This is a genomic window from Candidatus Nitrosomarinus catalina (assembly GCF_002156965.1).
In the GTDB taxonomy this organism is placed as follows: domain Archaea; phylum Thermoproteota; class Nitrososphaeria; order Nitrososphaerales; family Nitrosopumilaceae; genus Nitrosopumilus; species Nitrosopumilus catalinensis.
On the sequence record NZ_CP021324.1, the window covers coordinates 304,882 to 324,021 of the forward strand.

General features: G+C 31.0%; 22 protein-coding genes and 2 tRNA genes. 13 read left to right on the forward strand and 11 right to left on the reverse strand.

Translation table 11 applies throughout. From position 1 onward, the window contains the following. Window positions 1-6 precede the first annotated feature (6 nt). From radA to NMSP_RS01785, 7 genes are all read left to right on the forward strand, one after another. Window positions 7-1,227 carry a DNA repair and recombination protein RadA gene (radA, locus tag NMSP_RS01755; RefSeq protein ID WP_086907179.1) on the forward strand — a complete coding sequence of 407 codons (1,221 nt, stop codon included), beginning with the start codon at window positions 7-9 and terminating at the stop codon, window positions 1,225-1,227. 90 nt (window positions 1,228-1,317) lie between these two features. Then, a complete protein-coding gene (gene rlmN / locus NMSP_RS01760; RefSeq protein ID WP_086907180.1) occupies window positions 1,318-2,373 on the forward strand; it encodes a dual-specificity RNA methyltransferase RlmN in 1,056 nt (351 codons plus the stop codon). A 55-nt stretch (window positions 2,374-2,428) separates the two neighbouring features. After that, window positions 2,429-2,728, forward strand: a complete 300-nt coding sequence (locus tag NMSP_RS01765) for a 50S ribosomal protein L21 (RefSeq protein WP_086907181.1) — start codon at window positions 2,429-2,431, stop codon at window positions 2,726-2,728. A 2-nt stretch (window positions 2,729-2,730) separates the two neighbouring features. After that, on the forward strand, window positions 2,731-3,057 hold the full coding sequence (locus NMSP_RS01770) for an RNA polymerase Rpb4 (RefSeq protein ID WP_086907182.1): 327 nt from the start codon (window positions 2,731-2,733) through the stop codon (window positions 3,055-3,057). 20 nt (window positions 3,058-3,077) lie between these two features. After that, entirely contained in the window at window positions 3,078-3,644 is a 567-nt protein-coding gene (locus NMSP_RS01775) for a DUF655 domain-containing protein (protein ID WP_086907183.1), read from the forward strand. Then, window positions 3,641-4,345, forward strand: coding sequence for a ribosomal RNA small subunit methyltransferase A (locus tag NMSP_RS01780; RefSeq protein WP_086907184.1), 705 nt, complete (start codon window positions 3,641-3,643; stop codon window positions 4,343-4,345). Before NMSP_RS01775 ends, NMSP_RS01780 begins: the two co-directional genes overlap by 4 nt. After that, complete coding sequence (locus NMSP_RS01785) at window positions 4,320-4,856, forward strand: HemK2/MTQ2 family protein methyltransferase (protein WP_086907185.1); 537 nt, start codon at window positions 4,320-4,322, stop codon at window positions 4,854-4,856. The genes NMSP_RS01780 and NMSP_RS01785 overlap by 26 nt, the downstream gene beginning before the upstream one ends. Window positions 4,857-5,076: 220 nt before the next feature. On the opposite strand, the gene NMSP_RS01790 is transcribed toward NMSP_RS01785, so the two are convergent. Beyond that, window positions 5,077-6,108, reverse strand: a complete 1,032-nt coding sequence (locus NMSP_RS01790) for an isocitrate/isopropylmalate dehydrogenase family protein (protein ID WP_086908325.1) — start codon at window positions 6,106-6,108, stop codon at window positions 5,077-5,079. Window positions 6,109-6,202: 94 nt separating this feature from the next. Between NMSP_RS01790 and NMSP_RS01795 the strand changes: the two genes are divergently transcribed. From NMSP_RS01795 to NMSP_RS08340, 3 genes are all read left to right on the forward strand, one after another. Continuing rightward, window positions 6,203-6,289, forward strand: a tRNA-Ser gene (locus NMSP_RS01795). Between the two features lie 35 nt (window positions 6,290-6,324). Further along, the gene (locus NMSP_RS08335) at window positions 6,325-6,486 is read left to right on the forward strand and encodes a hypothetical protein (protein ID WP_172790390.1); all 162 of its coding nucleotides are present in this window, start codon (window positions 6,325-6,327) and stop codon (window positions 6,484-6,486) included. 71 nt (window positions 6,487-6,557) lie between these two features. Beyond that, window positions 6,558-6,728, forward strand: a complete 171-nt coding sequence (locus NMSP_RS08340; protein ID WP_192866195.1) for a hypothetical protein — start codon at window positions 6,558-6,560, stop codon at window positions 6,726-6,728. Here NMSP_RS08340 and NMSP_RS01800 read toward each other — a convergent pair. Both NMSP_RS01800 and NMSP_RS01805 read right to left on the reverse strand, forming a co-directional pair. Continuing rightward, complete coding sequence (locus NMSP_RS01800; RefSeq protein ID WP_086907186.1) at window positions 6,725-7,543, reverse strand: SirB1 family protein; 819 nt, start codon at window positions 7,541-7,543, stop codon at window positions 6,725-6,727. The genes NMSP_RS08340 and NMSP_RS01800 overlap by 4 nt on opposite strands. Before the next feature lie 6 nt (window positions 7,544-7,549). Continuing rightward, window positions 7,550-8,743 carry a hypothetical protein gene (locus tag NMSP_RS01805; RefSeq protein ID WP_086907187.1) on the reverse strand — a complete coding sequence of 398 codons (1,194 nt, stop codon included), beginning with the start codon at window positions 8,741-8,743 and terminating at the stop codon, window positions 7,550-7,552. 85 nt (window positions 8,744-8,828) lie between these two features. Between NMSP_RS01805 and NMSP_RS01810 the strand changes: the two genes are divergently transcribed. Beyond that, window positions 8,829-9,161: a hypothetical protein gene (locus NMSP_RS01810; protein WP_225971303.1), complete on the forward strand. Its 333-nt coding sequence runs from the start codon at window positions 8,829-8,831 to the stop codon at window positions 9,159-9,161. Window positions 9,162-9,176: 15 nt separating this feature from the next. Here the strand turns inward: NMSP_RS01810 and NMSP_RS01815 are convergent, their stop codons facing one another. Then, the gene (locus NMSP_RS01815; RefSeq protein WP_086908326.1) at window positions 9,177-10,040 is read right to left on the reverse strand and encodes a prohibitin family protein; all 864 of its coding nucleotides are present in this window, start codon (window positions 10,038-10,040) and stop codon (window positions 9,177-9,179) included. A gap of 106 nt (window positions 10,041-10,146) precedes the next feature. On the opposite strand from NMSP_RS01815, the gene NMSP_RS01820 reads away from it, so the two are divergent. Continuing rightward, window positions 10,147-10,590: a hypothetical protein gene (locus NMSP_RS01820; protein ID WP_086907189.1), complete on the forward strand. Its 444-nt coding sequence runs from the start codon at window positions 10,147-10,149 to the stop codon at window positions 10,588-10,590. Between the two features lie 58 nt (window positions 10,591-10,648). Here the strand turns inward: NMSP_RS01820 and NMSP_RS01825 are convergent. From NMSP_RS01825 to NMSP_RS01840, 4 genes are all read right to left on the reverse strand, one after another. Then, window positions 10,649-10,763: transfer RNA gene (locus NMSP_RS01825), tRNA-Met, on the reverse strand. Window positions 10,764-10,850: 87 nt separating this feature from the next. After that, on the reverse strand, window positions 10,851-12,512 hold the full coding sequence (locus NMSP_RS01830; protein WP_086907190.1) for a DNA topoisomerase I: 1,662 nt from the start codon (window positions 12,510-12,512) through the stop codon (window positions 10,851-10,853). Between the two features lie 75 nt (window positions 12,513-12,587). Beyond that, window positions 12,588-13,418 carry an SDR family oxidoreductase gene (locus NMSP_RS01835; RefSeq protein WP_086907191.1) on the reverse strand — a complete coding sequence of 277 codons (831 nt, stop codon included), beginning with the start codon at window positions 13,416-13,418 and terminating at the stop codon, window positions 12,588-12,590. 45 nt (window positions 13,419-13,463) lie between these two features. After that, complete coding sequence (locus tag NMSP_RS01840) at window positions 13,464-15,974, reverse strand: DEAD/DEAH box helicase (protein WP_086907192.1); 2,511 nt, start codon at window positions 15,972-15,974, stop codon at window positions 13,464-13,466. Window positions 15,975-16,067: 93 nt separating this feature from the next. Here NMSP_RS01840 and NMSP_RS01845 point away from each other — a divergent pair, with 93 nt between their 5' ends. Continuing rightward, a complete protein-coding gene (locus NMSP_RS01845; RefSeq protein WP_086908327.1) occupies window positions 16,068-16,844 on the forward strand; it encodes a DNA-methyltransferase in 777 nt (258 codons plus the stop codon). Between the two features lie 3 nt (window positions 16,845-16,847). Here the strand turns inward: NMSP_RS01845 and NMSP_RS01850 are convergent, their stop codons facing one another. The 3 genes from NMSP_RS01850 to NMSP_RS01860 form a co-directional block, all read right to left on the reverse strand. Further along, entirely contained in the window at window positions 16,848-17,192 is a 345-nt protein-coding gene (locus NMSP_RS01850; protein WP_086907193.1) for a Sec-independent protein translocase subunit TatA/TatB, read from the reverse strand. A gap of 73 nt (window positions 17,193-17,265) precedes the next feature. Then, entirely contained in the window at window positions 17,266-18,426 is a 1,161-nt protein-coding gene (locus NMSP_RS01855; protein ID WP_086907194.1) for an MFS transporter, read from the reverse strand. After that, on the reverse strand, window positions 18,423-19,115 hold the full coding sequence (locus NMSP_RS01860) for a class I SAM-dependent methyltransferase (protein ID WP_086907195.1): 693 nt from the start codon (window positions 19,113-19,115) through the stop codon (window positions 18,423-18,425). Before NMSP_RS01860 ends, NMSP_RS01855 begins: the two co-directional genes overlap by 4 nt. Between the last annotated feature and the right edge of the window lie 25 nt (window positions 19,116-19,140).

Here is a 19,140-nt window from a genome sequence, read left to right on the forward strand (position 1 = left end):
TACGGTATGGTTGAAGATTTAAGATTAGATAGTTTAGAGGGCGTAGGTCCTGTAACTACAAGAAAATTATCCGATGCAGGTGTCCACAACGTCATGGACCTCATCGTCAGAGGTCCTGTTGATATTTCAGAAATCACTGGAATGGAAAAAGACACAGCTGAAAAAATTGTCAATAAGGCAAGAAAACATCTAGTTGAAGGTGGTCTACTTGCTAAAGATTTCATTAGTGCAAGTGAATTGTATAAAACTCGACAAAGTATTGGTAAAATTAGTACTGGTACTAATTGTCTTGATACTCTATTTGATGGTGGTATTGAAACTAGAGCTCTAACAGAAGTTTATGGAGAATTTGGTTGTGGTAAAACACAATTTGCTCATACAATGTCTGTAATGGTTCAAAAAAGTAAAGAGGAAGGGGGACTTGAAGGTGGTGTTTTGTATATTGATACAGAAAATACTTTCAGACCTGAAAGAATTGTCCAAATTGCTCAAGCACATGAAATGGATCCTGAAAAAGTTTTGGATAATATCATTGTCGCACGTGCATACAACAGTGCTCATCAAACATTAATTCTTGAAGAAGCTGGTGCTATAATTGAAGAAAACAATGTAAAGTTAATCGTTGCAGATTCTGCAGTTGGATTATTCCGTTCTGAATATCTTGGAAGGGGAACATTGTCTGTTAGACAACAAAAACTAAATCATTTTGTTCATTTGTTGGTTAGAATTGCTGAAACGTATGATTGTGCTGCAATTGCCACAAATCAAGTTATGGCATCCCCTGATGTTTTCTTTGGAGATCCAACTAGACCTATTGGTGGAAATGTAGTTGCACATACAAGTACCTACAGAATCTACTTTAAGAAATCTGGTAAAAAACGAATTGCTAGAATGGTGGATAGTCCTCATCATCCAGAAGAAGAAGTAATCTTTGCTTTGGGTCAAGCAGGAATTATTGATCCTGAGGAAGCAGAGAAAAAAACAAAAAAGACTGCCAAGAAAGCAACTACGAAAAAAACTAAAGAAACTAAAACAAAAACTACTGTAGAACCTGAAGTAGAGGCTACTGTAGAACCTGAAGTAGAGGCTACTGTAGAACCTGAAGTAGAGGCTACTGTAGAACCTGAAGTAGAGGCTACTGTAGAACCTGAAGTAGAGGCTACTGTAGAACCTGAAGTAGATATAGTTGAAGATCACGGTGCAGATATCACATCTGATGATTTCTAGTCACTAGAAGATTTTTTCTTCTCTTTTTCTTATTTTATTTTTTTATTATTCATTAAATTCTAATATTATCTGACAATGTGATATTGTATCATGGTAGACCTTTATCGATTTCTTCCTGAAGAAATGGAAAAATTAGTTATTGACATGGGTTATCCACGTTATAGAGCAGATCAGATTTTACTTCCTTTGTATTACAAATTTCCAAAAAAAATTTCAGATATCAAACAACTACCAAAAAAATTGATTGAAGAATTAAATGATGCTGGTTATACAATAGGTTCTGCACAGGAAACTCATAGAGTTGTAAGTGAAGATGGTGATACTACAAAATTATTACTCAATTTAACAAATGAAAAGTCAGTTGAAACTGTTTTAATGCAATATGAACCAACCAAAATTGGAGGTCATCCAAGATCAACTATTTGTGTTTCAACTCAAATTGGATGTGCCATGGGTTGTGTATTTTGTGCAACAGGGCAAATGGGTTTTGAAACAAATCTAAAAGCAGAACAAATTATTTCACAAGTAATTCATTTTGAAGAAATTTTAAGGCAAAGAGGAGAACATGTGACAAATTTAGTTTTCATGGGAATGGGTGAACCTATGGCAAATTATGATGAAATGATTCGAGCTGTAAAGATTTTAACTCATCCTAGAGGATTTGGACTAGGTCAACGTCACATAACTATTTCAACAATTGGAATTAAGTCTGGAATTGAAAGATTAGCTGATGAAAATTTACAAATTGGTTTGGCAATATCGTTACATGCTCCTACAAATGATTTAAGAAAAAAATTAGTTCCTACTGCTACTCCTAATTCTGTAGAAGAAATTATTGAATCTGGTCATGATTATTTTAAAAGAACAGGTAGACGTGTTACTTTTGAATATGCATTAATGGATGGAATTAATGATTCTCCAGACATTGCTAATAATCTGGCCAAATTATTAAAAGGAAATGGCTCTCATGTGAATTTAATTCCAATTAATCCAACTGCTGGTGATTTTAAACGCCCATCAAATAATCGTGTTCATGAGTTTGAACGAATTTTATCCAAAGCAGGAATTAACTGTACAATTAGAATTGAGAAAGGAACTGAGATCTCAGCTGCATGTGGACAACTCAGAACTGATATGATTGGGTAATTTTCTAAAAAATTGTCCTAAGTGTTAAAATAGGGCTTTTCAAGGTTTTACACTCATGGCAACTAAGAAGTCTCATGGTCGTTCACATGGATTTAAACATAAATCTAGATCTGTAATGACAAAAAAATCTCCTAGAGGAGTATCATTTTTGTTACGTGAATACCAAGAAGGCCAACAAGCACTTGTCATTATTGATCCTAGACAGCATAAAGGATTGCCACATAGAAGATATCATGGAAAAGTCGGTGTTATCACCAATGTAGGCAGACGTGCTATAACATTAAGTGTGAAATTGGGAGATAAACCAAAAACCTTAATCACTAGGTTAGATCACATAAAACCATTCGGTGTATAATTATGGAAGAAGTACAAAAAAAACAAGCAATTTCACTTTCTGAAGTAAAAGAAATTTTGGGTAAGGTTGATGTTGAAGAAATGGATCAAATACAACGTTGGACATATGATTATGTTTCAAAATTTGTAACAATTGATTCAAAAGATGCAAAAGACATGAAAAAGAAGCTTATCAAAGATTGTGAATTGACAGAAGATGAAGCAGTTGAAATTGTAAATATCCGACCAACAAGTATGGCCGAATTACGTTCATTTACTTTCGGTTGGAAAAAACTAATCCTTGCTGAAACCCTGGAAAAAATGCTCAAAATAATCCAGGAGCATTCTTAATTTTTCCGGAGCAATAAATTTTGTATCGGGCACAACCCACTTCTAGAAAGTATGAAGAATACGCATATGTTTTAGATTTTAATCCTAGAGGTAAATCTACAACTGTTCACGGAAGAGAAGGGATAATTATCACGGCCATTGGTGAAGACCGTTTAACACTTTTAGAAGTATTAGGTATTCAAAATTCTACTTTTGAAGTTGGAGAAAAAATTTACATCGGTAAGGATGGCAGAACAAAAATTTCATCTGTGTTAGGTAAAATGGATTATGAAAAAATTTCAAGTTCTGCTCAAAGTGAATTATCTAACGTAATAGAAAAAATTGTAACTGAAAATGAAGTTAAATTTGTAAAATATCTTAATAATGCACAACCGTTAACTCCAAGAATTCATGCACTAGAATTAATTCCAGGAATTGGGAAAACATACATGAAAACAATGTTAGAAGAAAGAGAAAAACAAAAATTTGAAAGTTATTTAGATTTACAGGATAGAGTTGGGTTTAAAGATCCAATAAAACATATTTCTGAACGGATAATGGATGAAATTTCTGGTGAAAGTAGAATGAATCTCTTTGTTAAGAGATGATAAAACGTAAATTATTGGGACAACACTTTCTTAATTCAAAATCTATTGCAGAATTCATTGTAAAAGAAGCTGAAATTTCCAAAAATGATGTAGTTTTTGAAATTGGAACAGGCCCTGGAATTTTAATTCCTTTGATGTGTGAAAATGCTCAAAAAGTCATATCTGTTGATACTGATGAAAAATTAATTAAAAAAGCAAGATCGAATTTCTCTCAATTTAATAATCTTACACTCAAATCTGGTGATGGATTTAAGCAAAAAGATACTTTCTCAATTTTTGTCTCTAATTTACCCTATTCAAAAAGTAAAGATGCAATTGAATGGTTGGCACAAAATTCTTTTTCACATGGGATAATTATGGTTCAAAAAGAATTTGCAGAAAAATTACTTGCGACATCAAAAAATCGTAGGGCTGTTAGTATTATTGCAACATACACACTAGATATTAAAAAAATTTCTGTAGTTGGAAAGAATAATTTTTCTCCACCACCTAAGGTTGATTCTGTAGTCCTGAAAATATCGAAAAAAACTACTTTAGATAAAAAATTAATTTCTTTAATTAATGATTTATTTTCTTATAGGAGAAAAACTGTAAAAAATATTCTAAAACAATTCAATAAACAAAGTACAATAGAGAAACGTATTGATGATCTTTCAGGAGATGAAATAGTTAATCTTGCCAAACAAATTCTTAAAAAATGATGAATATCCTCCATCTGAGGATACCTTTTTTGTTGCTAATAATATTGAAAATGAAAAAGGTAGATGTGCTTTAGATATTGGAAGTGGCTCTGGATATTTAACAAAATTACTTTGTAAAAATTTTTCATTTGTGATTGGAACTGATATTAATTATAGAGTACTGCAAAATCAAAGTTCTTACAAAACAGATAATCTGATTTGCTGTAATAGTTCTGATGCATTAAAAATAAAATTTGATTTTATTGTTTGCAATTTACCTTATTTGGCCACAGATAAAATTTTAGATATTGCCACTGATGGTGGTTCAGAAGGTTTTGAAATTCCTAAAAAAATATTTGATTCTGCCATACCTAATCTTAAAAAAAATGGAAAATTTATTTTTGTTACTTCTTCATTATCTAATTATTCAAAATTAATAGATTATAGTAAAAAATTAGGCTTAACCACAAAAATTATTGCTCAAAAGAAACTTTTCTTTGAAGAATTAATTCTTGTAGAGGCAAGAAATTAACCTCTCTTTCGATCTTTGTATTATATTGGTTATTTGATAAAATTTCATTCAAAAATAATTTTTAAAATAAACATTTGATCAACTTTTTCAAATCATATTTTTATTCAATTAACTTCTATTGTCTTTTGATAGCAATCGAATAATTCCAAACGTTATATGTTAGGGTGTTAGAATATGTAATGGAGTTACCCGTCGGTAACCATGTGGTTTTGATTACTATCTATTTTCTTAAATTATTTTTTGCATATGCAATAATCGCATCTGTCATTTGAGTTGTGGTTGCATTTCCGCCAATATCCCATGTAACTGTTTTACCTTCATTGATTACTTGTTCAGTTGCAGAAAATATTGCATCTCTTACTTCTCTTTCACCTAAATAATCTGCCATCCATGCACCTGACAATACTGTAGCTGTAGGATTTACTTTATTTTGCCCTGCAAATTGTGGTGCACTTCCATGTGCAGCTTCAAACATTGCATAATCATTTCCAATATTGGCTGAATAAATCAATCCAATAGAACCTACTAATGCTGATGCAAGTTCTGAAATAATATCCATAAATAAATTGGTACTGACTAATACTGAACCGTTAAACTGTTCAGTTGCAATTACCATCTGCTGTGCCATGTTGTCTATGTATATCTCAGATAATTCAATTCCTGTACCTTCTACTGCTTTTTGGGTTTCATCCCAAAATATTCCGTCAGTTTGTTTTAAGATATTTCTTTTTGTAATTGCTACCATTTTTTTCATTTCAAATTTATTTGCCCAATCCACTGCAGATTCAATTAATCTTCTGCTTCCTTGTCTAGTGATTTTTCTTATTGCAATTGCTGCATCATCTGTAATTTTTGCTTCTACACCTGTGTAGAGACCTTCAGTTGCTTCTCTAAAACATACACAATCAAGTTTTCTATTTGGTGTTAATCTATCATAAGTTTTTGTTGGTCTGATGTTTGCATAAAGATCAAATTTTTGTCTTAATGTGACTGCAACACTTCTAGGTGCACCTGGAATAGGGATCGTTGTAGTTGGTCCTTTAAAACAACAGTCTGCTTCTTCTAATGTTTTCATTGTTGAATCTGGGATATATGATGCATCTTTTCTACCATTTTTTTCCCACTGTTCTGAACCTGCTTCACATAAAATTAATTCTGATTGGAAATTGCATTCTTTTAGAACTCTTAACATTGAATCAACCACTTCTGGTCCAATTCCATCTCCTTTCATTACAGCAGCTTTTTTACTCATTATTGCAAGATTTGAAATCACTTCTAATTAATTCTACTACTGTGTAATTTGATAACGAATGAATTTATTTACAGATACATCTAGGTCTAATTATGCGGGGGTCGCCTAGCCTGGTAGGGCGTAGGATTGCTAATCCTATGTTCGCAAGAACTCGTGGGTTCAAATCCCTCTCCCCGCGCCATTAAAACTTAATAGACCGGATAAGTCAGTTTTTTCATGGGTCGTAGAAAAAGTCAAAAAATTATTCGTACAGGACCAAAAAATGCTACAACTGGTATGTGCCCTTTATGTCAAACAATTGGAAAAATCTTCCTTTTAGGCTCACCTGGTGAAGAAAGAGCAAAATGTGAAAAATGCCGTCAAGAATTTGAATTATAATTAAAAAATTATTCAGTCACTAAAACATTCACCCATAACTTTTTAATACAATTTTTTCTTCATAATTCATTATGAGTTCAGATGCTGAAACCATTTATGAAAGAGTTGCAAAACTTGAAGATGAAATTGCACTACTTAGAAGTGAAGTCGATATATTGAAAGGAGCTTTAAGAAATAAAATTGCTCGTCATGAGATATCTATGATCAAAAAGGGTCAAGATATTGATTCCATTATTGATTAATTATTTTTCTTCATACTTCTAATTAATTCTAAAATAAAATCTACGTCTTCTGCATTAGGATTTATTTCTAAATATTTGTTCAAATATTTTAAAGCATTTTCTGAATTTAGTAATCTTTGTTCTAAAATTCCTTTATCTCTAATATCTTCTGGAGATTCTGGTTCTATTGATAAAACCATATCAACACAACGTAATGCTTTATCATAAACAAATGATTGAATATATGAATTTTTTAAATTACGAACCATCCTGATAAGAATTTGTTCTGCTTTAACTTCATCAAGAAATTCTGGTTTGAATTCTACTTCTCCTCCAAAATTGACATCTAAAATTTCTTGTAAATCATCAATATCTAATAAACGACCATCATAAAATGGATCTAATATCATTTCTTCATTATATTTTACCAACACATGACCTGGAAATCCAACTATCTTAAGATTTAATCCTACAAATTTTGCAATTTCAACGTATAGAATTGATATTGTTATTGGAAGCCCTGTTTTTTTATCTATTACCTCATTAAGAAAATTATTTTTTGGATTATAGTAATCATCATCATCTCCACTATATCCTAAATTTTCAAAAAGATGTTCATTTAACATTGAAATTAGATATGTTGGATTTTTAACATCACTAATTGATTCTTTTAATGACATTCCCATTCTATGAATTTTTTTAATATATTCATCAACTTGTAGTTCTGGATACTCTATTAATTGTGAAAATTTAAGGCATTTTTCAATTAAATTGAAATTAGGATTTTTTACAAATGATATCCATTCTGCAATTATTGGGTCAAATTTTTCACTCAATTATTACTAACTCAGTTTTTTTAGGTATAGTTGAGGATCTTTCAATTCTTTTGTATTTGGAGGAATTTCAATCATTTTTTTGAATGTTTTTGAGCCTAACTTTTCATAAATTATTTTTGTAAAGTCTTTTCCCATACTTTTTCTTACTTGATATGATGAGAAATCCGTACCCATGAATGTTGTAAGATAATTTTGAAAATCTTCATCATCTTTTAGAATATTTTCAATTGCAAAAGCTGCCATTCCTTCCATTGCTGTAAATGCTGCATGATGTTGTTGGATTGGAACTAACCATTTTTTGTAAATATCTAACAGTTGAGGAATTGCTTCTCCTATCTTTGGATCTATTTCTACGTGGGTAAATGTCATTACATCAGGACCTATTTGTTCAATTAGGAAATGATCTGGATTCAAAAAGAAGAATAGATTTGCTTTTTTTGCAAATGGAAAATCATCTGGAACAGCTTGTAATTGACAATATTCTGAAAGCTTGTTAATTATTTCAGTATCTAATGATAAAATTATTCTTGCTAATTCTTCATTAATTTTATTCACTTCTATTGCGGCATTTTTGTTAACTTGTTGTAGGTTTTCTTGAGCAGCATGAATCAATTCTTCAACAACAGTCATTTTTACAGCACCCAAATAACCTGAATTGACATTCTCAAATTTTGTTTCATATGGCTCACCTTGTTTGTGAAGAATTATTTCTGGATATCTTGATAGAATGAATTTGTTCAAATAAATAATTGAATCTAAATAATCTCCATAAGTTGTTGTAATTTTAGAAATGTATTGAATTGCATATGTTGAATATACTAAATACTTGGCTGTATCCTCTTGCATTAATTCTGCGATTCTTGTCTTATCCTCTTTTGCAACTGCATTAAATAATTCTGTAACAAATCCTTTTGATTCTTTATCTGCAAATACTTTTTCTCCTTTCAATCTTTTCAAATCTGTTAATTCTGGAAATTTTAACTCAATATTTTCAGGGATTTTGACATCTAGAAATTCTTCAACTTTATTTTTATAATTCGAAAAAACTTCTGTAGCTATACTTTCTAAGTTGTTAAATTCCACTTTGCCTTTTAGATCTTCTTTTGCTCTACTTGCTAATTTGATAATCTCTTTTTCTTCATCAATTTCAACTGATAATTGACCAAATAATGCCTCAGTAAACTCTTGAAATTCTCCCAATTTGATTAAAATTTGGAAATACTACATTTAACATTAACTTGAATTTCCCTTAAAATGAAAAATCTAGTCACAAAAAAGAATAACAATGAAATATACAATTGTCCTTAGTTGTTGTATGGCCGCTGCTGTGATAATAATTCCAATTTTAGTCGTTAGTATAGTTGCAATCTCTTCTTATCTTGTATATCAGTTATTTTTAAAAAATTTTTTGGCAAAACGCTCTATTTCTCAAACTCTTGAGAAATATAATATTCAGAAAACCCCTTCTCAAATTATTAAAGAATATCATGAGAATAAGGGTGAACACTTAACCCATGAGGAAATTCAAAAACTTGAAAAAAATTATACTAGAAATGAACCTGAACAATTTCTTGCAATGTATGATGCAATAAGAGAAAATTCTAAGGATAAAAAATAATTTCTTTTAATTTACTTAAGGTTGTACTGGAATTTGAATAAATGGTGTTCCGCCTTCTCCAACTACTAGAGGAAGTTTACCATCCCATGCTTGTGTCTTTAACCATTCTAAATAATATGGGTTTTGTGAAAGTGCATTATTAATAATTGAAATTGCTTCTGCTTCACCTTGTGCCTCTGCAATATTTGCTGCTGCCAAACCCACTGCTTGAGCTTCTAACTGTCTAGCTTCAACTTCAATTCTTATAAGATCATTTTCTGCTTTTTGGGCTTTTTGTTCTGCCTCTACTTTAGATTCAATTGCTTGTGCAAATAATGGTGAAAATTCGAAATCTGTAATTGAAATTACTTCTGTAGCTACGTAAAATTGGTTTAATCTATCTCTAATTGCATTTTCAATATCTCCCTTAACTAATGGTCTTTTTGTAATTAATTCTTCGGCATTATAATTTGCTGTAACTTGTTTTACTGTTTCTTCAACTGCTGGTCCAATAACTCTATTTTCATAGTCTAATCCTATTTCCTTGTAAAGGAAATTTACTTTCTCATATTCTGCATGATAGTTTACAGTAACTGTAGTTTCTACAGTCTGAAGGTCTTTTGATGCACTTCTAGTCTCTTTATCATACTTTAGAGTACGAACTTCAATTTGTACTACCTCGTCTTGAAATGGTACAACAAAGTGAATTCCTTCTTCAAGCGGTGGTGATGTTAAATCTACTGCACTCCATTGTGTAAGTACTCCTCTGTTACCTGATTCTACAATTTTAACTGATGCTCCTGCTACAATTCCAATTATGATTAATAGAATAATAGCACCCACAACTAATTTGGCTGCACCTACGTTTACTTTAACTGGAGATGATTGATACTTTGACATCTGAAATGGTAGAATTTTTCCTATTATTATACCCATTCACTATCTGATTCTTAAATTAGGGAAAAAACTCATCAACAAATTTATCTTATTACTGCAATGGATAGGTATGGAAGCAGATTTTTCATGGGTTTATTTGATATTCTTTTTAATGATTCCGTTAGCACGAATTTTGCCACGTGTTTTAAGAAAATTCAAAACCGGTGATTTTGATTCCCAAAATATTTCACAAAGACAATATGGCTCTGATTTTGGTAGATTTGAAAAACAGTCTGATGAGCAATTTGAATCAAATCCTGCTGAATACCAAGAACCTCCAAAATCTTCAAAACCTCAAACCAAAAACATGCTAGTTTTAGGTGAGTTACATAGAGGAGTTAGATTGTTTGAAAATATTCAAAAAAATACCGGTTTGACTACTGAGGAACTTAATTCTATTTTAGAAGATTTGGAAAATAATGGATTGATGAAAGCCCAGCAGAAATCTGGATTATTTGGTATGAAAACTGAATTAGTCCCAACTGATAAGGGATTCAAAGAATACTATTCTTAGATTTTTTTAAAATTTATCATTGCAACCCCTATCTTTCGATTTTTAAGAATAATCTGTGTGCCGGGGGCGAGTTTCGAACTCGCGACCTCCAGATTATGAGTATTGCCTTAGTTGGAGAACCGTTAGAGTTTACCAATTGAACTGGCACTCTAACCAGGCTGAGCTACCCCGGCATACTATATGGTCGAAAATATGGGAAATTAAATGATTCTACGGTGCTAAATTATGTCCTATTCTTTGATTTTTGTGGCATTTGAATTTTATTTTAGATCTTTCCATTCCACATCCTCATTTTTTACCCAGAGGAATTTCTTTTGTAAGGCTGCTGTGTATAATTTCTCCCATTCTGCTCCAACCTCATCAGTCCATGCTTTGAAAACCCGTGGATCTATGTAATTTCTAAGGGATGTTCCGATTGCATAATCTTTAGTTTTCTCTGATAAATCTAATTGAAGTTCAAGTTTCTGTAGTCTTTCTTTATGTTTAGATTTTTGTTTCTTGATTTGTTCATTTAATGTTTTAATTCTCTTTGTTTTACTTTTCTTTTGGATTTCTGTTTTTGGCTCTTTTTCTTCAACTTTTTTAAGAGTTTCTTGAGTTTTTATCCATGCTTTTTCTTTTTCTAATTTTTTAATAGAATCTCTTTTCTTTTGTAATGTTTGTTCGTATGTTTTTGGAATTGTTCTTTTGTGGTTACACATTATTGCAGCTTCCAAGTTTGCTAACTTGGCATGGTACAATTTTTCATTTGCTGTTTTTGTTTTGATAGTGTCATGTTCAACTAGGTATTTTTTTACAACTGAAGTTGCAAGATATGTCCTAAACACTTTGGCAGTTAATCCTTTCACAATTCCTGAATAATATTGATTAACGTGTCTTGAAGTAATTCCTTCAAAAATCTCATCTTTTGGTTTTTTCTTTTCTATAATATTTTTAAGATTTTCATGAAATTGCTTGTCATGACCTTCAGCTACTACTGTTTCTTGCCATCTTACACTATCTTTACCTAGAAAATCAAATTCAATTGTGTTTGCTGTAATTTTGATGTGCTCTTTTCGGAGAGTTGTTGCGCCTACGGTATCTGCCTCATCTGGGTCTTTTTCGTCTCCTACCCTCATAGCAGTTCTATAAATCAAATAACATGCAGTTGATATTCTATTAATTTTAGTATCCTTACTTTTCATATCCTTAACGATTCTATCCTTTATCTTTTCAATTTCATTTCCAAGTTTGACTGCTTTTTCATATTTTTCCTTGTCTCTATCTTGTTTGAGTCCTGCAGTATCTGCCAACCATACGTATTTTCTTTTTTGTGTAAGAAAGTCCATCCAACTTGCTAACCACATTGAATCATTATCATGAATAATTTTGCCCCAATTACCTTCTGGCTTTTTTGCATCTTTTCCCATGTTTAATGTAACATCCTTTGCTGTAACTCTTGGTTTCCATTTACCTCTTAGCGGATGTTCTCCTCTACCTATGAATATTCCTGGAGGCTCTGCCATATAGTTTCCAACTTCAACTTCTTTTCCATCCATGATGGCAATACCGTATTTTATTTTTAATTTTTCACGTAATTCTTTTCTTTTGACAGCTAATGCTTTTCTGTCTTCTTTTGTCATCATTTCTTTGAGGTCTTTTTCTTTATCTACAATTTTGTAAGCACTTGTAAAATCAATGTCCTCATATGAAATTTTTTTAAATTTTGAATCTAATGTTTTAGCAAAGTCTCCTGTGAAGTTTTTTTGAAAAACTTTGTCTTGTGCATATGGGGTATCTTTTTTCTTTGCCCATTGATACACCATCTCTTCTTGATTTATATCGAGATTGATAGATTCTCCTTTGATTTTTATTGTAATTCCTTGTTTCTCGTATTCCGGAGGAAACAAGATTCCATTATGTTGTAGTTTTTTCCATTTCATTTCATTTCATCTTATATTTGTGGACTTTGACAAAAACTCCTCTGTATCTGTATATAATTTAACATAAAGTGATTTTTAGCCTGGAAACAGCTCTTTACTCATATATTTTTCAAATTCTAGGTCTGTTTTGGTCTGTTTTGCCTCCATAAACATGGCTGCATCGGTGCCTACGATATAACGTGGTAAAATTTCATCACTATGAATTGCTTTCATAATTACTTCTGCGACTTGTGATGGTGGTGTACCCATCTCTGCCATCATTTTGAGACCTGCCAAAATGTGATCAGTTAATTCTTTGTATTTAGTATCTGTTTTTGATTCTGGTACTTTCATAGAATTGAAAAAATTTGTTTTAATCACTCCTGGTTCAATTAAAGTGGTTTTAATTCCAAATTGACCAAGCTCATATCTTAAACATTCGCTGAATCCTTCCAAAGCAAATTTTGTACTGATGTAGGCTGGTGAACCTGGTAATCCTATTTTTCCTACCACTGAACTGATATTTACAATAATTCCTGATTTTTGATTTCTCATAATTGGAGATACTTCTTGAATTATTCTAACAATGCTGAAAAAATTTGTTTCAAATTGTTTTCTAAAATCTTCTAATGTTATATCCTCAGTACATCCAAATTGACCATATCCTGCATTATTTACTAAAACATCTAATCTTCCACATTCTGTTGAAATTTCTTTAATTGCTGAAACTATTGATTCTTCTTTATCCACATCTAATTGGATAATTTTTATTTTGAGATTTTCTTTTTTTGCAGCATATTCTAATTCTGCTGATTTTTTTATATCTCTCATACTTGCAAATGTTAGATACCCGTCTCTTGCTAGTGCCAAAACTGTTTCTAATCCAATCCCTGATGAGCTACCTGTTACAAGAGCAACTTTTTCCATAGTTATGTTATTTTTTTCTTATATTTATCCCATTTTGATTTTTTTTCATACTAATGGTTTGTCTCCTTCCATTGGATCAATCAACTCTGTTTTCTCTCCATTGTTGATTCTTTCTAGAATTTCTAATGCTGAATATTTATGTAAAAATTCGTTATTGTTTCCACATCTGTATGAAAATGTACATCTTGGACATCCTGCTTCATTTTTACACGGGCATTCTTTAACAATATGCATACTTCTTTCAAGTGCCTTTTCGAATCTATCGTATAATGCTTTACTGGCACCACTGCCTCCAATGGCACCATCATAAATGAAAATCAAACCTGATGTCCCTAAAGAAATTCCTCCTAAATCTTGAGATACTCCTCCTGTTATCATATTGCTTCCCTCAATTACAACATGTTCTGTAGCGTGATATCCACTGGCTTCTGTATATTCTTCATCTTCAGATTTCTCCATAACTTCTAGAGGTCTTGGTGCATGAAACACAATTCCTTTTGTAATAAAGTCGTATTCTAGCGGTATGTCTAACATCACTTTTTCACCTTGTGCAACTTCTTGCCCTAATTCTATATTCACATAACCATAAACTTTTTTCTCTATATGCAATTTGCAAAATGCTATTTCAATTCCTCCTGCATTTCTTTTTTCAAATATTGTTTCAATTGTTGGCCATTCTTCTGTTAATGATTTTGTATAGTATGGATAATCTTTTTGCACTCTTTCAATTTTAGCATAATTATTTTTTGGATAATTCAATTCTTTTACTTTGTAGCGTGAACCAGCTAGAAAATAGATTGCATCTTTATGTAATTCTTCTAAGGCAATAGGTAGTATTCTGTCACCTACTTTTTTTTCATTTAGAAAAATATCTATTGATTTACCAATACCCCTAATGCTATAGTCATTTAAAATTGAATTAATTTTTTCAAAATTGGGAACAATTCTATTGTTTAATTCTATTAAATTTCCTTCTGTTACATGATATTCAATCATTTTTTCATGTTCTTTTAATTCATGTTTTGAAATTGGTTTATCGCAAGCAATGGCTAGAATTTGAAATTCTTCTACAAATGGATTCTTTGGGTCAATGTATGTTTTTTCAATATCTTCAAAATAATCATTAGGATGATTTTTGTAATATTGTGAAATGGGATCATTACCTAATGCTAAAAATGCATATCCTCTTTGTCCTTTTCTTGCAGCTCTTCCTATTCTTTGAGTCAGTCTGTTTACTGGAATTGTAGATGAAATAACACAATCAACATTTCCAACATCTATGCCTAATTCTAGGGTAGGCGTGCATGAAATTGCTTGTAATTTGTCTTCTTTGAATTGTTTTTCAACTGACATTCTATAATTGGCCATTAATCCTGCTCGATGTACTTTGATGTTGATTTTTTGTTTTTTTGTTTGCATTGCTAGAAGTTCAGCATTCAAATGCGAATTGCTAAAAATCATTGTCTTATGATTTTTATCTGTTAATTTTTTTGTCAATTCTACCATGAGATTTCTCTGAGTTCTAAGTGTTGGAAATACCATCACAAAATCGGTTTCCCCCTTTTTGCCTGAACCCTTTACTAATTGCATTTTCTCTCCAAATAATTGCTCACAAAATGTTTTAGCATCCTCAAGTGTTGCTGATGCTGCAACAAATTGTAGTTTATTTTTGCAAATTCGTTTTAGTCTTTTTATTATGTAATGAACATTAGATCCAAAAATTCCTGAATAAACATGTGCTTCATCCACTACTAGAATCTCTGTTGAATTTAATAGATTTGAAAATTTAGTTTGATGCCATAAATGATAATGTAGAACATCAAAATTGGTAATTATGATTTCTGGTGGTGTATCAATAATTTCTCTTCTTTCTTCTATTTTTGTATCTCCATCAAAAACTTTAACATTAATTTTAATTTTATCTGCAAATTTTTGAATTTTTGGAAATTGATCTCTAGCTAATGCTTTTGTTGGATATACAAAAATTGCAAAAATCTTACCTTGATTTGATTCTTTTTTTATTCTTTGAATAACTGGAATTAAAAATGCCTCTGTTTTTCCTGATGCGGTTGGTGCTTCAATGACAATATTTTCTCCAAATACTATTTCTTGTATTGCATCTTCTTGAAATTTATAGAATTGTTTAATTTTTGATTCATTTAGAAAATTTGAAATATTTTCATCTAATCCTAATTCTTCAACTTTACATCCCATTTTAGGCTCAGAATTTTTCAAAATTTTATAATCAGAAATAAAATCTTTTTTTGAATGTAAAATTTCTTCCAGAAATTTTTCTGGATTTGATTCTCCGATCATTTCATTAATTTCTTTTTTTGTTCTGATTATCCCTTCGTCTGCTAATTCATCAGTTAGTTCTTTTTGTTTAACTAATCCTTTGTCAAATCTTGCTAGAAATTCTAGAAACACTTCATCAGGATTTTTCGAAAATTCTAGGATATCTTGAATTCCGCATTTACTACACGACACATGCATTTTTTTATTGAATGTTTTTTGAATTTCAATTTTTGATTTACATTTTGGACATGAAAATTTCAAGATCTATTATATTAGAAATATTTGATGATTTATTGTTTAATTTCCTTATTAACCAATGAGATTATTAACCTAGAAACAATCTTTAATTTAAAAATGAAGAAAGTGGAAATAAACAAAATTTACAATGAAAACTGTATTGATGGAATGAAATTAATCCCTAAAAATAAAATTAATCTTGTAATCACTGATCCTCCATTTGCTATTAATTTTAAAGCAAAAAAAGCTAATTACAATAGAACTGCTTCCAGAGTTCTGTCTGGATACAATGAAATAAAACCTGAAGACTACTATGATTTCACGTTTTCTTGGATGAGTGAGGTGTTTAGAATTTTAAAAGATTCTGGAAGTATGTATGTTTTTTCAGGTTGGAATAACCTCAAAGATATTTTACGTGCCTTGGATGATGTTGGATTCATAACCATTAATCATATTATCTGGAAATATCAGTTTGGAGTAGTTACAAAAAAGAAATTTGTCACCTCACATTATCATTGTCTCTATGTTTGTAAAGATGATAAACAAAGAAAATTTTTCCCTTTTTCTAGATTTAAAAAAGATGATAAATCTGAAGATGGACGAAGTCTTCATTATCGTGATAAAGAGGATGTTTGGGATATTAAAAGAGAATATTGGTCTGGTGATGAAAAGACTCCAACTAAACTTCCTTCAGAAATAATTAAAAAATTATTGGAATATTCTAGTGAAAAAAAAGATATTGTTTTTGATCCTTTTTTGGGTTCTGGACAAACTGCAGTTGTAAGTAAATCCCTCAATCGTCGTTATCTGGGATTTGAAATTGTTCCTGATTATTACAAATTTGCTAAAAAAAGATTAGACAAAAATCTTTATCGAATTAAACAATCAAAATAATTTTTATTTTTTTTCAGATGTATCCGTTGTTTTTTGACCCATTTTTGCAGATATCTCTTTTTGAATTTCATCATCTGTCTTACCTTCAGTTTTGATGCCTGCTGATTTTGCAATCATTTCTAATTTTTCTCTTTCAGTCTCAACTGGCCCTGAAATTTTTGGTACTTCCTCAGTCACTTCTTTCATTTGTTGTTGAATTTCATTTTTGGCGTTGTTGTATTCACTAACAACTTTTCCCATTTTTTTAGCTGCACCTGGAAGCTTTCCTGTTCCTAAAACTAGAACCACTGCAACAAATATGATTATCATCCATTCACTACCACCTATATTTAGTGAATATTCTAACATGTTCAGATATTTTCTAATTTAAAATTAAACGTAATGTTTGAAATTGTGCCTAATCGTTTTTTTTAATTTTGAATTATTGGCCTTCCTGAATTTTCAACGGTTCCAATTTTTTTCTTGATATGATAGCTAATACTGTAATTCCTATTCCAATAATTGAAAATATGATATATGGCGTCTCGTCTCCAAATGACTGTGTTATTGGTCCACCTATAGTTGGTCCAACTGCCCATCCTAATCCAAAAATTGTTTCATAAGCTCCGATTATTTTTCCAGATATGCCTTTTTTTGTTTTGCTTAAAATAATTTCTAAAGTAAGTGGGAAAAATATGCTAAATCCAAATCCCATTAACACCAAAGCAATTCCAAATGTAATTATTGAATCTGCAACAACTGAAATTGCTAATCCTATAGAAACTGCTAGTGTGGCTGCAATCAATGTATGACTTGTTTTCTTTGCAAATTTTCCTGCTAATGCTAGTGAAATTACTCGTGAAATTCCAAATGCAAAAAATAAATACAAAACATCAGTTGCATTCATTCCTTTATCGTTGAGATATGCCGGAAAAATTGTTAGAATAATTCCAAATGATGATGTACAGAAAATTAGTAATGTAATTACTTCTGGAAATTTTTTCATGTCTTTAATTGCTGAAAAAGAAAATCTTTCGTGGTGTACTTTGATTCTCTTTTTTGATGCTAATACCGCCGTAATTATTGCTGCTGCTAAAATGAATGCTGCAATTTGGAATAATATTCTATATGTGATGTCCAGATTTTCTAAAAATGCTGTTCCTAATAGTGGTCCTATCATGAAACCCATAACAAAAAACATTGTAAACCAAGAGATGTTTTTAACTCTGTTTTTCTCTGTACTTTCATTTGAAATAATTGATTCGCATGGTGGCCAGAAAAATGCATGAGCTACTCCTGTCATTATTCTAAATCCTAATAATTCTGGAACTGATTGTGCAATGGATAAAAGATAGATTGATGCTGAATTGATTGCTGCTCCTATTGCTAATAGATATGCATTGTTTATTCTATCTAGTAATATTCCTACAAAAAGTGGAATGAACATGTATGGTACAAAATTTGCTAATCCAATAAGGCCTAATTCTGAATATGTTGCACCAATTACATTTTTTGCAAAAATTGGTAATATTGGACCATGGAGCCCATATGAAATACCTATGATTAATCCTGTTAAATTTACTAAGATTAGAACTCTATTCATTTGTATGCCGCAACCATTATTGCGCCACCCATAAGATCTTTTTCAAATTCTACTCGCGAAAATTTCTCTAATAACAATTCTTCCAATTTTTTATTTTGTGGCCATCTTTTGAATGTTCCATAAAGTGTTCCAAATTTTAATCCTAATTTTCCCCCTGCACTAAAAGCAAGAATTGGTAAAATACATCTTAGATAAAATGCAACCCCTGCTCTGATAAAACTTTCATCTGGTTTGCCTAAATCTACAATTACCATTCGTCCCTCTTTTTTCAATACTCGATGAATTTCAGAAATAGCAACTCTCAAATTAATTGCATCTCTTAGTGAATAACCGCATAACACCGCATCAAATTCTTCATCTCTAAATGGAATATGTTCAAAAACTCCATTTGCCATATCTGGAATTTTTTCAAAATGTGAGCCTGTATTTTTCAGCATTGGTACAAGAGGATCATAAAGAGTGATTGAAATTTCTCCGTCTGTTAGTTTTAATGCTGTTTTTGACATGTTTCCAAAGCCAGAACCTGCATCTAGAATTTTATTTCCTTTGAGAACTCTTCCTGAAATTCCTCGATTTCTATGTTCTACATCTTTTCCTAATGATATTATTGAATTTACTTTATCATAAATTGGAATAATTTCGCGGAGTACCTCAATTACTTCACTCCAGTAACTACTTCCTAAACCCATTATCTAAATTCTCCTTATGTCTGAT

Excerpts from the sequence above, each read along its gene's own strand:
- radA (WP_086907179.1), top strand. The coding sequence starts at position 7 with ATGGTTGAAGATTTAAGATTAGATAGTTTAGAGGGCGTAGGTCCTGTA.
- rlmN (WP_086907180.1), top strand. The coding sequence starts at position 1,318 with ATGGTAGACCTTTATCGATTTCTTCCTGAAGAAATGGAAAAATTAGTT.
- NMSP_RS01765 (WP_086907181.1), top strand. The coding sequence starts at position 2,429 with ATGGCAACTAAGAAGTCTCATGGTCGTTCACATGGATTTAAACATAAA.
- NMSP_RS01770 (WP_086907182.1), top strand. The coding sequence starts at position 2,731 with ATGGAAGAAGTACAAAAAAAACAAGCAATTTCACTTTCTGAAGTAAAA.
- NMSP_RS01780 (WP_086907184.1), top strand. The coding sequence starts at position 3,641 with ATGATAAAACGTAAATTATTGGGACAACACTTTCTTAATTCAAAATCT.
- NMSP_RS01790 (WP_086908325.1), bottom strand. The coding sequence starts at position 6,108 with ATGAGTAAAAAAGCTGCTGTAATGAAAGGAGATGGAATTGGACCAGAA.
- NMSP_RS08335 (WP_172790390.1), top strand. The coding sequence starts at position 6,325 with ATGGGTCGTAGAAAAAGTCAAAAAATTATTCGTACAGGACCAAAAAAT.
- NMSP_RS08340 (WP_192866195.1), top strand. The coding sequence starts at position 6,558 with ATGAGTTCAGATGCTGAAACCATTTATGAAAGAGTTGCAAAACTTGAA.
- NMSP_RS01810 (WP_225971303.1), top strand. The coding sequence starts at position 8,829 with ATGAAATATACAATTGTCCTTAGTTGTTGTATGGCCGCTGCTGTGATA.
- NMSP_RS01815 (WP_086908326.1), bottom strand. The coding sequence starts at position 10,040 with ATGTCAAAGTATCAATCATCTCCAGTTAAAGTAAACGTAGGTGCAGCC.
- NMSP_RS01820 (WP_086907189.1), top strand. The coding sequence starts at position 10,147 with ATGGAAGCAGATTTTTCATGGGTTTATTTGATATTCTTTTTAATGATT.
- NMSP_RS01830 (WP_086907190.1), bottom strand. The coding sequence starts at position 12,512 with ATGAAATGGAAAAAACTACAACATAATGGAATCTTGTTTCCTCCGGAA.
- NMSP_RS01835 (WP_086907191.1), bottom strand. The coding sequence starts at position 13,418 with ATGGAAAAAGTTGCTCTTGTAACAGGTAGCTCATCAGGGATTGGATTA.
- NMSP_RS01845 (WP_086908327.1), top strand. The coding sequence starts at position 16,068 with ATGAAGAAAGTGGAAATAAACAAAATTTACAATGAAAACTGTATTGAT.
- NMSP_RS01850 (WP_086907193.1), bottom strand. The coding sequence starts at position 17,192 with ATGTTAGAATATTCACTAAATATAGGTGGTAGTGAATGGATGATAATC.
- NMSP_RS01855 (WP_086907194.1), bottom strand. The coding sequence starts at position 18,426 with ATGAATAGAGTTCTAATCTTAGTAAATTTAACAGGATTAATCATAGGT.
- NMSP_RS01860 (WP_086907195.1), bottom strand. The coding sequence starts at position 19,115 with ATGGGTTTAGGAAGTAGTTACTGGAGTGAAGTAATTGAGGTACTCCGC.